The sequence below is a fragment of the Pseudomonas sp. 2995-3 genome (assembly GCF_002742565.1).
In the GTDB taxonomy this organism is placed as follows: Bacteria; Pseudomonadota; Gammaproteobacteria; order Pseudomonadales; family Pseudomonadaceae; genus Aquipseudomonas; species Aquipseudomonas edaphica.
Genome location: NZ_LJSB01000038.1, coordinates 67,701 through 83,041, shown reverse-complemented (window position 1 = coordinate 83,041; position 15,341 = coordinate 67,701). Strand labels below are relative to the sequence as shown.

General features: G+C 60.4%; 14 protein-coding genes. 7 read left to right on the top strand and 7 right to left on the bottom strand.

Translation table 11 applies throughout. The annotated features are described in order from the left end of the window. Positions 1-372: 372 nt before the first annotated feature. On the top strand, positions 373-3,543 hold the full coding sequence (locus AOA62_RS00600) for a hypothetical protein (protein WP_099547564.1): 3,171 nt from the start codon (positions 373-375) through the stop codon (positions 3,541-3,543). 59 nt (positions 3,544-3,602) lie between these two features. Here the strand turns inward: AOA62_RS00600 and AOA62_RS00595 are convergent, their stop codons facing one another. After that, complete coding sequence (locus AOA62_RS00595; protein ID WP_099547563.1) at positions 3,603-4,634, bottom strand: YhcG family protein; 1,032 nt, start codon at positions 4,632-4,634, stop codon at positions 3,603-3,605. 207 nt (positions 4,635-4,841) lie between these two features. Here AOA62_RS00595 and AOA62_RS00590 point away from each other — a divergent pair, with 207 nt between their 5' ends. From AOA62_RS00590 to AOA62_RS00565, 6 genes are all read left to right on the top strand, one after another. Then, positions 4,842-5,486, top strand: a complete 645-nt coding sequence (locus tag AOA62_RS00590; RefSeq protein ID WP_099547562.1) for an NAD(P)H-dependent oxidoreductase — start codon at positions 4,842-4,844, stop codon at positions 5,484-5,486. Next, a complete protein-coding gene (locus tag AOA62_RS00585; protein ID WP_017136005.1) occupies positions 5,425-5,793 on the top strand; it encodes a MerR family transcriptional regulator in 369 nt (122 codons plus the stop codon). Before AOA62_RS00590 ends, AOA62_RS00585 begins: the two co-directional genes overlap by 62 nt. 150 nt (positions 5,794-5,943) lie before the next feature. Beyond that, positions 5,944-6,186 (top strand): exodeoxyribonuclease VII small subunit, encoded by a 243-nt coding sequence (locus AOA62_RS00580; RefSeq protein WP_003176346.1) that lies wholly within the window; start codon positions 5,944-5,946, stop codon positions 6,184-6,186. After that, entirely contained in the window at positions 6,183-7,070 is an 888-nt protein-coding gene (locus AOA62_RS00575; protein ID WP_099547561.1) for a polyprenyl synthetase family protein, read from the top strand. The genes AOA62_RS00580 and AOA62_RS00575 overlap by 4 nt, the downstream gene beginning before the upstream one ends. Before the next feature lie 110 nt (positions 7,071-7,180). Continuing rightward, on the top strand, positions 7,181-9,079 hold the full coding sequence (dxs, locus tag AOA62_RS00570) for a 1-deoxy-D-xylulose-5-phosphate synthase (protein ID WP_099547560.1): 1,899 nt from the start codon (positions 7,181-7,183) through the stop codon (positions 9,077-9,079). Positions 9,080-9,216: 137 nt separating this feature from the next. Continuing rightward, positions 9,217-11,112 (top strand): TonB-dependent receptor, encoded by a 1,896-nt coding sequence (locus AOA62_RS00565; protein WP_099547559.1) that lies wholly within the window; start codon positions 9,217-9,219, stop codon positions 11,110-11,112. A 21-nt stretch (positions 11,113-11,133) separates the two neighbouring features. Here AOA62_RS00565 and AOA62_RS00560 read toward each other — a convergent pair whose 3' ends face one another. From AOA62_RS00560 to thiL, 6 genes are all read right to left on the bottom strand, one after another. Beyond that, on the bottom strand, positions 11,134-11,499 hold the full coding sequence (locus AOA62_RS00560; RefSeq protein WP_099547558.1) for a hypothetical protein: 366 nt from the start codon (positions 11,497-11,499) through the stop codon (positions 11,134-11,136). 128 nt (positions 11,500-11,627) lie between these two features. After that, positions 11,628-12,428, bottom strand: coding sequence for a cobalamin-binding protein (locus AOA62_RS00555; RefSeq protein WP_099547557.1), 801 nt, complete (start codon positions 12,426-12,428; stop codon positions 11,628-11,630). Beyond that, positions 12,425-12,844, bottom strand: coding sequence for a nuclear FMR1 interacting 1 family protein (locus AOA62_RS00550; RefSeq protein WP_099547556.1), 420 nt, complete (start codon positions 12,842-12,844; stop codon positions 12,425-12,427). Before AOA62_RS00550 ends, AOA62_RS00555 begins: the two co-directional genes overlap by 4 nt. Next, the gene (gene ribA / locus AOA62_RS00545) at positions 12,841-13,458 is read right to left on the bottom strand and encodes a GTP cyclohydrolase II (RefSeq protein WP_017135999.1); all 618 of its coding nucleotides are present in this window, start codon (positions 13,456-13,458) and stop codon (positions 12,841-12,843) included. Before ribA ends, AOA62_RS00550 begins: the two co-directional genes overlap by 4 nt. A 129-nt stretch (positions 13,459-13,587) precedes the next feature. Next, entirely contained in the window at positions 13,588-14,313 is a 726-nt protein-coding gene (locus tag AOA62_RS00540; protein ID WP_099547555.1) for an ABC transporter substrate-binding protein, read from the bottom strand. 55 nt (positions 14,314-14,368) lie between these two features. Next, positions 14,369-15,334: a thiamine-phosphate kinase gene (gene thiL, locus AOA62_RS00535; RefSeq protein ID WP_017135997.1), complete on the bottom strand. Its 966-nt coding sequence runs from the start codon at positions 15,332-15,334 to the stop codon at positions 14,369-14,371. Between the last annotated feature and the right edge of the window lie 7 nt (positions 15,335-15,341).

Here is a 15,341-nt window from a genome sequence, read left to right as displayed (position 1 = left end):
TCGATTGTTCCAACCTGATGAACGGTTAAATGCCGTTGTTGGCGCGCCCACACTTGCCTCGCCACGCTCTAGCGCAAGCGCACCGTGCCCACCGGGCTTTTTTTCGGGCACCGGCCTTACTGCATAAATGTTCCGAAATCACCTTGGCGTTGTGAATTGTTGTGAAGGCGTTGCGAATCAGCCAAAACTCCGTGCTAAGTTCCGTAACGTAGTTCCGTGACGTTGCGATTCACAGCATTCATACACAGCGGCCAACCAACTAAGGCCGCCCTCTTTTTATCAAATAAACAGCCTCGGGTAGTTAACCAGGAAGTTGTACGGCCCTGCGCGCTTTAAAAATAGCCGGGCCACACTTACATCAGGAGAATAACCATGGTAGCGAAGGTAGAAACGACCCCAAAGGACGCCGCGGTCACTAATAAGAGCTCTGTCGCTGCCTGGGAAAAGTCCGTAAAAAAAGCCGCCGCCGCGCCCAAAGACGAGTTGGGCAAAAGCCAGAAACGCCCCGAAGGTGACACCCGCTCGGCCCAGCAAATCATCGATGACACGCCCCTGCTTGCCCAACTGGGCAATCAAAGCGGGGTGAAGGACAACCTTAAAAAGCAGGTCGGTGATTTTGATAAAGATGCGGATGCCGCCTATCGCGCCTCCAAGGTGCTGGAGCACGTGGAATACATCGACGAAGACGGCAAGCTCACCGATGGCAAGGAGGTCGGCAACCACAGCATCGACGGCTTCACCAAGGACGGCGAAGCCCGGCATGGCACCGAGGCGGGCCGTTTGCAGGACTTTGGCAAGTATGGGTATTCGAGCCTGCGCGGCGAAGTGGTCAAGTCGGACCTGGGCGACAAACAGAAACGCCCCGACGGTGACACGCGTTCGGCCAAGGAGATTATCGACGCCACGCCCCTGCTGAAAAACCTCGGAAACCAGAGCGATGTGAAGGACAACCTCAAGAAGCAAGTGGGCGACTTCGAGACCGACGCCGACGCCGCGTACCGCGCCACCCAGGTGTTGGAACATGTAGTGAGCATCGATGAAAACGGCAAGTTGCTGACCGGTTATGACGCGCGTAACAAAGACAACGACAGCATTGATGGCTTCACCAAAGACAAAGAAGCCCGGCACGGCACCGAGGCCGGCCGCTTGCAGGATTTCGGCAAGTACGGCTACTCAAGCCTCAAGGGCGACCTGATGCACGTCAAGGACGCGACGCACACCGACAAGGCCGCGCCACCCGATGAGCCACAGGACGTGCAGGCCCTGCGCGACAAATACAACATCCCCACCTTCGGCGCCGAAGGGCTGATGGACATGGAGCTGCCCAACGACAAAACCGTGGGCGGCCAGACGGCCGAGAACTTTGTGCAGGGCATCCGCGATGACATCAAGAGCGGCAAGCTGACCGAGGACTCGGATGAAGCCAAGATCGTCAAGCTGATGGACGCCCAGGCCGCACTCGACAGTGGCTATGACCTGTACGGCTACGCCGAGAGTATCAACCTGGGCAGCGGCACTTACCGTGAAACGGATAAGACCCCGACTAAGTTGAACGGCAAGGACGTCAAGGAGATGGTCGACGAGGACAAACTCGCCAAAGAAATCTCCACACTCATGGGCAAAGAAGGCATTAAAGACCGTTACGATTCAGAACTTAAGAAAAGTGTCGGCAGCTTGTCGGAAGATCGTTTGAATGAAGTTCGCGAGCAAGTGTTCCCGGCATTGTTCAAAGACGGCACGCGTGATGCCAACTTGAACTTCGAAGACTATGTAATTGCCATGAATGACTCGGGCGACCCAAAGAAATCCGAAATGGCCGAGTTAGACGTAGACCGTTATTTTGAATCGCTGCGCATCCTCGAACCGGACAGTTACACCGCACGCCGTCAGACATTTGACCAGAACATGATGACGCACCAGCTCAACACCTACATGGAGAACCCCGACAAGGTTTCGCCGGAAAATGCCGAAAGTGGGTTGAAAGCCTCGTTCACGATGATCAAGGGCGGTATCAACGCCGTCCTCGGTGGCCTGGACAAGGGCGACAAAACCTACGACATGTACAAAAAGATGAAGGATGAGATCGACATCCTCGACGGCCATATCAAAGGGCTGACGCCGGCCGAAAACAAACAGATCGCAGCGGCCATTCGTCTCGCAGCCGCCAGCGGCGACCCGAAAGCCATCGACAAGGTGGTCGACACCCAGTTGAAGGGCTTGGGCGACAAACGCGAGGCGGCCGCCGGCTCCCTGAAGACAGTGTTGCACACCGCCAGTTCCACCGGCGGGCTGAGTGCCATGGCGGGCACCATGAACCTGGTCAGCGGCGCCCTGCAGCTCGCCAATGGCGGCGGCAACATGACCGACGACCAGAAAATCGCCGCCGCCAAAGACCTGGTCGCCGGCTTGAGCTTTACTAACGACTTCCTCAAGTTCGGTTCGAACATTGTGGAAACCCTGGGAGGCACTAAACCCTATGAACCTGACGTGGATAAAGACGGCAAAGGCCCGGCAAAAATCAAAGCCACTGAATGGCTGGGGCTGATCGACGAGAACCTGCCGGATATCTGGGGCAAGAAAGCCACCGAAAAATCCGACGCACTGGCTGCCTCCATCAGCACCCAGGTTAAAGAGTCGTCCGAAACCCTCAAGAAACTCGACGTGGGCAACCTGTCGGCCGATGAGGTCAAGGAGTACGACAACGCCGCCAAGTCCCTTGGCGAACACATGGGCGTCAAGGACATTCCCGGCAAAGGTTCTCCGGCGTCAAAATCCGAGATTGCGATCGCCTCCGGGCGCTCGTTCCTGCGCTTTATGGGCGGTGCCGGCCTGGATTTGACCGGCGGGGTGATGGACATCGTTTCCGGCGCACGCAAACTCAAAAATGCCAAGACCGCACTGGAAAAAACCGACGCAGCCTTCACCCTGGGCGGGGGTGCATCCGGTACCGGTATGGCCATTGCCAATACCATCGCGATGTTCGCCCCCAAAGGCGCTCACCTGGCTGGCAAACTGGCCGGTGATGTTGCCGCCACCGTGGTACGCGGGCTCGCCATCGGCGCCCGTATTGCTGGCCCGGTTTTCGCCGTGGCCGGTGTGATCTTCGGGGTGGCAGGCACCTTGATCGCAGAGGCGGTCGAGCATGCCAAAATGCAAAAGCTCACCGACTCCCAAGGCAAGTTCTTCAAAGACCTCGCCGCTGCCGGCGTGACCAGGGACGACTGGGGCGACAAGCTCGAATACGCGCGTTATGCCACCTATATGTACGGCGGTCGCGACACGCCGGACGACAAATCGATGTTCGAGTACCAGTCGGACGAATGGAAACACTTCAAGGAAACCGAAGACAAAAAAGGCAGCTCCCTGACGCGGCTGGCGCCCTACCTGCACAAGGACAGCGACCCCGACAGCAAGAACTTGTGGGAAAAATTCCTGGCCGGCGGCACCAGCTCCAGCGGCCCCCATGGCAGTGAACGGCATACCGATGACTGGCGGCCCTGGGGTAGCACGGACATGGACGCGGGCAAGCAGGAAAGGGCCTGACTTTATCCATTCAACGGTTGCAGCCTGCCTGATCGGCAGGCTGTAACGGTTAAACGCACCTAACCCGCCAGCTCCCGCTCAATCTGCTCAATGCTTGGCAAACTGGTTTGTAGCTCTGCCGGTAAAGATTCCACCAACTGATACTCCGCCACGCCGATCGGCCGGTTGTTGTCGCGCAATGCGTATTCAGCCACCACTTCATTTTTGCTCTTGCACAACAACAGGCCGATGGTGGGCCCGTCCTGCGGGTGTTTAAGCTGAGCATCCACTGCCGACAGGTAAAAACTCAGCTTGCCGAGGTGTTCGGGCTTGAACTTGCCTGTCTTGAGTTCGATCACCACGTAGCAGCGCAGCTTCAGGTGATAGAACAACAGGTCGACGAAAAACTCATCACCGCCCACATCCAGCAACACCTGCTGGCCGACAAAGGCGAAACCGGCGCCCAGTTCAAGCAGGAAGTCGGTGACGTGCTTGATTAACGCGTTTTCTATATCGCGCTCCTGCGCATCCAAAGCCAGGCTGAGGAAATCGAAGCGATAAGGATCCTTGAGCGATTCGCGCGCCAGGTCGGATTGGGGCTTGGGCAAATGGTGTTCAAAATTGCTGACGGCCTTGCCACTGCGCTCCAGCAGGCGATGCTCGATTTGCATGACGAGGGTGTTACGGGACCAGTTGTGTTCAATTGCCTGGGCGACATACCAACGGCGCGTTTCGGGGCCGGGCAGTTTGTCCAGTAGGGCCAGTTGGTGATACCAAGGCAATTGTGCAAGCACCCCTTGCACAAACTCTGCGTCCGGCCACGCCTCGGCAAAAGCGCGCATATATTTGAGGTTGCGCGGCGAAAAGCCCTTCATCTTGGGGAAGGCCGCGCGCAAGTCTTGGGCAAGGCGATCAACCACCTTGCTGCCCCAACCCTGCGCGGCCTGGCGGGTCAGAATATCGTGGCCGATCTGCCAGTAAAGCAGCACCAGTTCGCGGTTCACCGCCAGCGTTGCTCGCTGCTGGGCCGTATGGATGCGCAGTTTAAGGTCGCTCAACCAGTCGCTGTAGCCCACAGGAGGCGTGATCAAGCCGATGGAGGTTTCGCTCATGCCCGTTTCACTCTTGACTGGAGAGGCACAGGCTAGTCAGTGGTTTTTACCGTCACAAGGGGCCGCGAGCGCTTCAGGAAGGGCCTTGCACAGATCACAGAAACGTCCTGCTGGCCTTTGCAAATCGACGCATTGCTGGGCCGTGCCTTGACTCTCCCCTATACAGCACACCCTACCCTGAAAGGCCCACTTTCAGGCTTCGGCACCATGACTCAGCGCATCCTGCTCATTCTCGGCCACCCCTCCAGCACCAGTTTCTGCTCAGCCGTCGCTGATACCTACATCCACGCGGCTACAATCGCCGGCCACGAGGTACGCGTCCTACGGCTAGGCGAACTGGCTTTCGACCCGGTCCTGCATAACGGCTATGCCCTGCCCCAAGCCTTGGAACCCGATTTGCTCAGCGCCCAAGCCGATATCCTCTGGGCGACTCATCTGGCGTGGGTTTTCCCGATCTGGTGGGGCGGCATCCCGGCATTGATGAAAGGCTTCATCGACCGTATTTTCCTACCCGGCTTTGCCTTCAAATACCGTAAGGGCAAGGCTTTCCCGGATAAGCTGCTGCAGGGCCGCACCGCCCATTTGTTGGTGACCCTGGACACGCCGCCGTGGTATTACCGCTGGGTCTATCGCATGCCGGGCATTCATCAGATGCGCAGCACGACCCTGGCCTTTTGCGGCATCAAGCCGACCAAGACGCTGATGTTCGGACCTGTACTGGGATCAACCGCAACGCAGCGCGACACGTGGCTCAAACAGGTCGGCGCACTATTTGAAAAAAGGAGTTTTCATGTACATCGGCAAAGCCGCGCAGTTGTCGGGCACGACCATCAAGGCGATTCGTCATTATGAAGCGATTGGCCTGCTGCCAGCGCCACAGCGTGCAGGGCGTTATCGGGTTTACTCGGCGCAGAGTGTCGAGTTGCTGACGCTGATCAAATGCGCCCAGCAGTTGGGGTTCAAGCTCAAGGAGTTGCAGGGGATTTTGCACGGGCACGAGGGCGATGCGTTGCCTTGGGAAAGGGCAGACCAGGCCATCGCCAGCAAGAAGTGCGAACTGGCCGGGCAGATTGCCGGGCTGCAGAAAATGCAGGCCGGGTTGATGGCATTTGAAGCGCAGCTCAAGGACGCACAGGGGCAATACTGCGGTATGCGCTGAGCCGAATAAAATGCCTAATCGGCTCACGAAATGAGCCGAATAAGCATTTTATTCGGCTCAACGGCAGACCAGTGACAGCCCCGCTCATTTGCCCAGAATCCCCATGTCTGCTAGTGTCGCGCCGGTTTACCGTCTACCGGATTAGCCGCCATGGCCCGCAAAAAAGTTGCACTCGATTTCGAACAATCCCTCGCCGACCTGCAAACCCTGGTTGAGCGTCTGGAGAACGGCGAGTTGTCGCTGGAAGACTCGTTGACGGCGTTTGAGCAAGGCATCGGCCTGACGCGCGACTGCCAGAGCGCGTTGGCGCAGGCAGAGCAGAAGGTGCAGGTGTTGCTGGAGCGCGACGGGGAGTTGGCCGAAGAACCTTTCGATGCGGAACAGCCCGAATGATCGATGCGTATCAGGCCAGCAGCCAGGCCCGGGTCAATGCGGCGCTCGAACCTTTGTTCGTAGCGCCAGGCCCGGAGATGAAGCGCTTGTATGAAGCCATGCGCTACAGCGTGATGAACGGCGGCAAACGTGTGCGCCCGCTGCTGGCGTATGCGGCCTGTGAAGCCCTGGGTGCGCCGGCCGAGCACGCCAATGGCGCGGCGTGTGCGGTTGAGCTGATTCATGCCTATTCCCTGGTGCATGACGATTTACCGGCCATGGACGATGACGATCTGCGCCGCGGCCAGCCCACCACCCATAAAGCCTTTGACGAAGCCTACGCGATCCTCGCCGGTGACGGCTTGCAGAGCCTGGCGTTCAGCGCCTTGCTGGACCCGCGCCTGAACAGCGTGAATGCCGAGATCAGCCTGCGCATGGTCACGGCCCTGGCCTTGGCCGCAGGCCCGGCCGGTATGGTCGGCGGGCAGGCCATCGACATGGGTTCGGTCAGCCTCAAGCTCGACCAAAAAGCCCTCGAACATATGCACCGTCACAAGACCGGCGCGCTGATCGAAGCCGCCGTGCACTTGGGCGCCCTGGCCAGTGGCCGCGCCGAAGCTGCGCAGTTGGCAGCCCTGCTGACCTATTCCCGGGCCATCGGCCTGGCGTTTCAGGTGCAGGACGACATTCTCGACGTGGAAAGTGACACTGCCACCCTGGGCAAACGCCAAGGCGCGGATATCGCCCGGGACAAACCGACTTATCCGGCATTGCTGGGCCTTGATGCCGCCAAGGCTTACGCCCTGGAACTGCGCGACCAGGCCCTGGACGCCCTGCGACCTTTCGACGCGGCGGCCGAGCCACTGCGCGACCTGGCGCGGTATATCGTCGAACGCCGCCACTGATAACCGCGGCCTTTCGCGCCGCATATCGGCCAAGTTCGGCGCCCTGCGTGGGCAGTTTGCACCGCTTGAGGTAAACTGCCGCCTCTTCTATACCTATAACGATTCGCCTGATGCCCACGACGTTTCAAGAGATTCCCCGCAAGCGCCCGTCCACGCCCCTGCTCGACCGTGCTGTCACGCCGGTTGGCCTGCGTCGACTGGGTGAAGCCGAGCTGGAAACCCTGGCCGATGAGTTGCGCCTGGAATTGCTCTACACGGTCGGCCAGACCGGTGGGCATTTCGGTGCCGGGCTGGGCGTCATCGAGCTGACCATCGCCTTGCACTACGTGTTCGACACGCCGGACGACCGGCTGGTGTGGGACGTGGGCCATCAGGCGTATCCGCATAAAATCCTAACAGGCCGCCGCGAGCGCATGGGCAGCCTGCGCCAGAAGGACGGCCTGGCCGCCTTCCCACGCCGCTCCGAGAGTGAGTACGACACCTTTGGCGTCGGCCACTCCAGCACCTCCATCAGCGCCGCGCTGGGCATGGCAATTGCCGCCCGCCTGCAAGGCAGCGATCGCAAGGCGATTGCGGTGATTGGTGATGGCGCGCTGACCGCCGGCATGGCCTTTGAAGCACTGAACCACGCGCCGGAAGTGGACGCCAATATGTTGGTGATCCTCAACGACAACGACATGTCGATTTCGCGCAATGTGGGTGGCCTGTCCAATTACCTGGCAAAAATCCTTTCGAGCCGCACCTACGCCAGCATGCGCGAAGGCAGCAAGAAGGTGCTCTCGCGCCTGCCCGGCGCGTGGGAAATTGCCCGACGTACCGAAGAATATGCCAAGGGCATGCTGGTGCCCGGCACCCTGTTTGAAGAGCTGGGCTGGAATTACATCGGCCCGATCGACGGCCATGACCTGCCGACCCTGATCGCCACGCTGCGCAACATGCGTGACCTCAAGGGCCCGCAGTTCCTGCATATCGTCACCAAAAAAGGCAAAGGCTTCGCTCCGGCAGAAGTCGACCCGATTGGTTACCACGCCATCACCAAGCTCGAACCCGTGGATGCGCCCGCCGCTGCGCCGAAAAAAGCCAGCGGGCCGAAGTATTCCGGCGTGTTTGGCGAATGGCTGTGCGACATGGCCGCCGCCGACCCGCGCCTGGTGGGCATCACCCCGGCGATGAAGGAAGGCTCCGACCTGGTGGCGTTCAGCGAGCGTTTCCCGCTGCGCTACTTCGATGTGGCAATTGCCGAGCAACACGCGGTGACCTTCGCCGCCGGCATGGCCTGTGAAGGCGCCAAGCCGGTGGTCGCGATTTACTCCACCTTCCTGCAACGCGGCTATGACCAGCTTGTTCACGATGTGGCGGTGCAGAACCTCGACGTGCTGTTCGCCATCGACCGCGCAGGTTTGGTCGGCGAAGACGGCCCGACTCACGCCGGCAGCTTCGATTTGTCCTACCTGCGCTGCATCCCCGGCATGCTGGTGATGACCCCGAGCGACGAAAACGAACTGCGCAAGATGCTCAGCACCGGCCACCTGTACAACGGCCCGGCTGCCGTGCGCTACCCGCGCGGCAACGGCCCGAATGCGGTAATCGAGAAAAACCTCGAGCCGATCGAGATTGGCAAAGGCATCGTGCGCCGCCAGGGCAGCAAGGTCGCGTTTCTGGTGTTCGGCGTGCAAGTGGCCGAAGCCCTGAAGGTCGCCGAGAAAATCGACGCCACCGTGGTCGACATGCGCTTCGTCAAACCGCTGGATGAGACCTTAGTGCGTGAAATCGCCGCCAGCCATGAACTGCTGGTGAGCGTCGAAGAAAACGCCATCATGGGTGGCGCCGGTGCGGCAGTCAGTGAGTTCCTGGCGCGGGAGAACATCCTCAAGTCGGTGCTGCACCTGGGCTTGCCGGATGTGTATGTGGAACACGCCAAACCGGCGCAGATGCTGGCCGAATGTGGCCTGGATGAGGCCGGGATCGAGGCTTCGGTGCGCGCGCGCATGGCGCTGCTGGGCCTGTAAAACACTCATAACATGTGGGAGCTGGCTTGCCAGCGATAGCATCACCTCGGTCTTACTGAAAAACCGTGGTGACCGCATCGCAGGCAAGCCAGCTCCCACATTGTTTTTGTATTGCTGCTCAATGCTATGGACAGCCCATGAATCGCCTTCGCTTTGCCCTGCCCCTGCTGTTGCTCCCCGCCACTGCCGTGCTGGCCGACAGCTTCGAGCGCGACGACGCCCTCAAACTCCCCAACGTGGTGATCAGCGCCAACCGCCAGGTGCAGGCGCGTAACGACAGCAGCGCCGCCAACAGCGTGTTTACCCGCGACGACATCGACCGCTTGCAGCCCACCAGCGTGAGCGACTTGCTCAGCCGTGTGCCCGGTGTGCAGGTGGCGCAAAGTGGTGGCCGTGGCAGCGTGACCAACGTGTATGTGCGCGGCACGTCCACCGCCCAGAGCCTGGTGTTGGTGGATGGCCAGCGCATCAGCAGCTCCACCACCGGCACCAGCAACCTGCAATACCTCAACATCGACCAGATCGAACGCGTAGAAGTGCTGCGCGGCTCGCGCTCGGCGATCTACGGCAGCGATGCGATTGGCGGGGGGATTCAGATCTTCACCCGGCGCAACACCGAGTCGGGCCTGCAACCGCGCCTGCACGTGGGCTTTGGCAGCAATCAGACGTGGGAGCGCAGCCTGGGACTGTCCGGCGGCGACCAGCAAACCCGCTTCAGCCTTGGCGCCAGCCTGGATGACACGGCGGGGATCAACCGCACACGCACGTCGTACCCGAGCGATGGCGACCACGATGCTTATCGCAACCAAGCCATCAGTTTCAGCCTGAGCCATGCCTTCACCGATGACATCGACGCTGGCGTGAATGTGCTGGATAACCGTGGCAAAAGCGAATTCGACAACCCTTTTGGTCGCTATGACTCGCTCACCTACCAGAGCTTCCAGCAAAAACCCTATACAGACTTCACCGTCAGCAGCGTCAGCAGCTATGTCGACGCGCGCATCAACGATGCGTGGAAGTCTCGCCTGGAGCTGGGTCACAGCGAAAACCGCGAAAAAACCCTGGATAAACTCAGCGACGACCGCAGTGTGTTCAACACCTACCGCGACTCGCTGACCTGGCAGAACGACTTGACCCTCAATGATCAGAACAGCCTGATCCTGGGCGGCGACTGGTACGAAGACCGGGTCAACAGCAGTACGGTGCTCGCCGAAGACAGCCGCTGGAACCGCGCCGCGTTTATCCAGCACCGCTTTGAAACACAGTATTTTTCCACCGAGCTGGGCCTGCGCCGCGACCAGAACCAGCAATTCGGCGGTCACAACAGCTGGAGCGGCACCCTGACCCTGCCGGTGAACCCGGATAACGACCTGTTGTTCAGTTACAGCGAAGGCTTCCGCGCACCGACCTTCAACGACCTTTATTACCCGGACGAATACGGCTTCAAAAACGCCAACCCAAACCTGAAACCCGAAACCTCCAAAAGCTATGAACTGCAATGGCGCAGCCAGCTCAGCGACACCAGCCGCCTGGAGGCGTCGCTGTACCGCACCGATATTCAGGACGCCATCGTGTTCGGCAGCGACGGCCCACAAAACGTCAGCTCGGCCCGCATCAATGGCTTCGAAGCAGCGCTCAAGCAAGAACTGTTCGGCTGGCAAGGCAGCCTCGGGCTGGCGATGATTGACCCACGCGACCGCGACACCGGCCGCACATTGGCCCGCCGCGCCAGACGCACGGTGAGCCTGGATCTGGATCGCCAATTCGATCAGTTTGGCGTCGGCGCCAGCTGGCAAGCGGTAAGCAGCAGCTACGATGACCCGAAAAACCAGCAACGGTTGGGTGGTTACGGGTTGCTGGGGCTTCGCGCCAGTTGGGCGGTGAACCGTGAAGTAACATTGAACATGAAGGTCGATAACCTGCTGAACAAAGACTACAGCCGGGCGCTGTATCAGTATCAAGGCCAACAATACGGCTACCGGGAAGAAGGCCGGGCGCTGTTGTTCGGAGTGACCTGGACGCCGGAACTGTAACCCAGCGCGCACTATCAATGGTCAGTACTGCCTCTTGATCCGCTCGTTAGACGTCAGACCGCCTGCTGCCACCTCCTTGCTGCACGTTGAGTAGCCCCAGGCATTTGCCCAACCCTGGGAGGTGAACGAGACGAAATAATCGGCTCTTTTACCATCGCGCTCCAACGCGTAATCAAAGCACTGGGAGGTGCCGCCACGGATCGAGGTGATTTTCGCAGGCTTCTGGATAGTGAGGAGGTCTTGCTGGGTGCTGTCCACCGTTGCGGTCCTGTCCACCACAGGGTGATTACCAAATGTCCTCAGTTCGGAAATTCTTTGGGAAATATCGCACCCGCTTATAAGCGCCAATGCGAAAGCGGCGCCGGCCATCGCCAATAGATAACGCATGATGTGTCCTTGATCAGCTCGAATGGGAGAGCCGCGAAACTAGCACTCCTAGGCGGGTAGATCGCCAGGCAAAATCCGATGGTTTTGACAGACTAATCGCACCGCAGCAGACGAAAACACAGCGACTCTCAGCGCTGGGCAGCCATTGCCTGACAGAGCTTCGCGATGGCCTCAACCATCTGCCCGCTGGGCCGCTCCAGCCCCTTGTCGGGCACGACCTGCAAACGACCTTCAGCCACCGCCGCGATCTGAGGCCAGGCCTTCCACTCGTCGAGTTGCGCCTGATCACCCGCCAGGATCAGCTGGGGATTGCGCTGCAACACTGACTCGACGCTGACCTGCGGCGCGGGCAGCTTGAGGTCGGCAAACACGTTGCGTGCGCCACATACCTCCAAGGCATCACTGATGATCTGCCCGCCGCCCACGGTGTACAGCGGCTGGTTCCATACCTGATAAAACACACGTAACGGTTCGGCGCGCTGATAGCGTTGGCGCAGTTCGGCCAAGCGTTGGCGTAACTGCGCGGCCAGCGTGCGCCCCGCCGCTTCGCGGCCCAATTGTTGAGCGATGGCTTGTACCTGGGCCGTCAGCTGTTCAAGGCTATGGGGTTCAGCCACATAAACCGGGATATTCAGGCGCTGCAATTGCCCGCGCTGGGCCGGGCCAACACTGCCGGGCCAGAGCAGAATGAGGTCGGGCTTGAGGCTGAGCAAGCGCTCCATATTCAGTTGGCCGTATTGCCCAACCGACGGCACTTGGGCCAATGCCGCCGGGCGCTCGCCGCCGTCGAGCACGCCCACCAGCAGGTCGGCGGCGCCCAGTTCGACCACGATTTCGGAGAGAGACGGCGCCAGGCTGACGACGCGTTCAACCGCAATCGCCTGGGCACTGAATGCCAGCACCAGAAGCGACAGCCAAACACGCATCATCCCAGCTGACGCGGGATGCGATAGAGATAGAACAGCACCAGTGTCGACAGCGCCAGCAGGCACAGCGGCACCGCTTCCAGGCCGACGAACACGGCCAACGCGCCGATCCAGGCCGGCAGTGCGGCGACCAACAAAGCCGCACGCCGACGGGCCGCGAGGGTAATCCACGCAGCCGGTTCTTCGGGCGTATCGAGAGCTTTGGAAGTGGCGATCAGTGCGTGTTTATAGCCATGAAAATAACGCAGGCTCAGAAACATCGAGGCCACGCCGGCAATAAAGAGCGGCATGGCCAACACAGGAAGTAGGGATTGGGCTTGCCCGAACACCAGGTTAAGCACGAACAGCGGGAGCAATGCCAGGGCCAGGTACTGCCACCAGTTGAAGGACAGTCGCCGTTTTACCTGGCCACGGGTCACGCGCGGTCGACCTCGCCCTGATGCTCGTTACCCATCATGTGGTCGAGCTTGCTGGCTTTGGTGGCCAGGTAGAGCTTGTTGTGCGGGTTTTGCCCGGTGTGCAGCGGCACGCGCTCGGCCACGGTGATGCCCATCTCGGTCAAGGCTTTGACCTTGCGCGGGTTATTGGTCATCAAACGCAGGGATTTGACGCCCAAATGCTCCAGCATCGGCAGGCAGATCGCGTAGTCGCGCTGGTCGGCGGCAAAGCCCAGGCGTTCGTTGGCTTCGACGGTATCGGCGCCACCATCTTGCAGCTCGTAGGCGCGGATCTTGTTCATCAGGCCAATGCCGCGGCCTTCCTGACGCAAGTACAGCAGCACACCACGGCCTTCACGGGCGATGGCGCGCATCGCTGCTTCCAGTTGCGAACCGCAGTCGCAGCGCTGGCTGAACAAGGCGTCGCCGGTCAGGCATTCGGAATGCACGCGGCCGAGCACCGGCGCGCCGTCGGCGATATCACCCAGGCTGAGCACGACGTGCTCGCGGCCAGTGGCCTCTTCGAGAAAGCCGTTCATGGTGAACGTGGCAAAAGGGGTAGGCAGCTTGGAAGCGGCGACGAAAACGACGGGCACCGTGTGCTCCTGATTTCAGATTTCACAGAGGGCGTCATTGTAACAGCAGGTTCCTACAGACGCTTAAGCTGAATTATCGCTGATAAAGATCAATAGGTTCGATTGGCCTTCGTCCTGGTTCTATGCAGGTCAGAACGGGTACGGTTGTTTCCAGTGCTCGAAAATCGCTTTCAACTCGCCGCTCTTCACCAACGTGGCCATGCGTTGCTCATAAACCCCCATCAATGCCCGCCCACGCTCGGTGTCGGCAAAGCCTATGTAGAGCGGCAGTTCGGCTATATGAGTGAGCTTGAATTGCGCCGGGTCATCCGACTGGCTGAGCACGTATTTGGCTTCAGTGAGGGCATCAATATAGAAGTCGGCGCGGCCGTGTTGCAGCATCGGCAGGATGCCACTCCGACGTTCTATCGGGTTGAAGCGGCGCACATTCGGCAGGTATTCCTCGTACTTGTAGCCGCGCACCCAGGCCAAACGATAATTGCCCAGCGTGGCGATGCTCGGTGCAGGTGTGGCTGCCAGCCCTAGGGCGTAGATGTGGTCGGAGTCGAAATTCCAGTGCGGGTACAACACGCCACTGGCTTCGTCGCGATAGGAACCGACCCAGCCATCCACCTCGCCACGCTGGGCCAGGCCGACCGAACGGGTATAGGGCACGCTGCGGGTTTGCACGGTAATGCCCACCGGCTCGAAGATCTTTCGCAACACATCCCAGGCCAGGCCGCTGCCATCTTTGTTGGTGTAGTCGTTCCACTGCTCACTGGCCAGCATGATCTTGCCAGGGACAGGTGCTTCATCGGCGAGAATCTGGGTTGCGAGAGCGCACAACACTATCAGCAGCCAACGGCGCACACCCATGGTGACTACCTCCTGTACAGGGATAACCGTATAGAGGGTAGCGCAGGTCTGTCGCTTAAGGCGTGTCGCGAAAATGCTGATAGCCGCGCACGGCTGGCGTGATGTCTTGCCCGGCGGCGTCAATCAGCGTCACGCCTTGCCCCGCCGCGACCCGGCCGATCACGTGAATCGGCCAGCCGTCCGCCAACAGCGGCGCCAGCTCGGCCGGTGGCAGGGTGAACGCCAACACATAGTCGTCGCCCCCGCTCAACGCGGCCACACGGGCATCGTCATCGCCAACAAACGCCAGCAACGCCTGGGATAACGGCAGTTTCTCACGCTCAATGACCAGCCTGACAGCCGATGCCTTGGCGATATGCCCACAATCGGCCAGCAGGCCGTCGGAGATGTCCATCGCAGACGTGGCCTTACCCCGAAGCGCGAGGCCCAGCGCCAACTGCGGTTGCGGCGACCAGTAATGGGCGAGCAGCGGATCAGCGATAGCTGCGTCCGCCGTGCGTTGCCCCAATACCAGCGGCAAAGCGCCGGCAGCGTTACCCAGCTCACCACCCACACACAGCAAATCACCCGGCTGCGCACCGCTGCGAACCAGCGCCTGCCCGGCCGGCACACGGCCAAACACGGTCAGGGTCAGGCTCAGCGGCCCGCGCGTGGTATCGCCGCCCACCAGCCCCACGCCGCAGCTTTGCGCCATGGCGTTCAAACCCTGGGCGTAGCGTTGCAGCCAATCGGCATCGACGGTGGGTGTGGTGAGTGCAAGGGTAAAGGCCAGAGGATGGGCGCCCATGGCGGCCAGGTCGCTGACTGCCACGGCCAACGAGCGCTGGCCGAGCAGGAACGGGTCACAGGGGTCGGCGAAGTGCACGCCAGCCACCAGCGTATCGGTGGAGATTGCCAACTGCTCCCCGGCAGGGAGCGCCAGCAGGGCGCAGTCGTCGCCGATCCCCAAGGCAATGCCTTCACCGCCCTGCGCACAAGGCGCGGCAGCGAAGTAATTGCGGATCAGCTCGAACTCACCCATTCAGGAC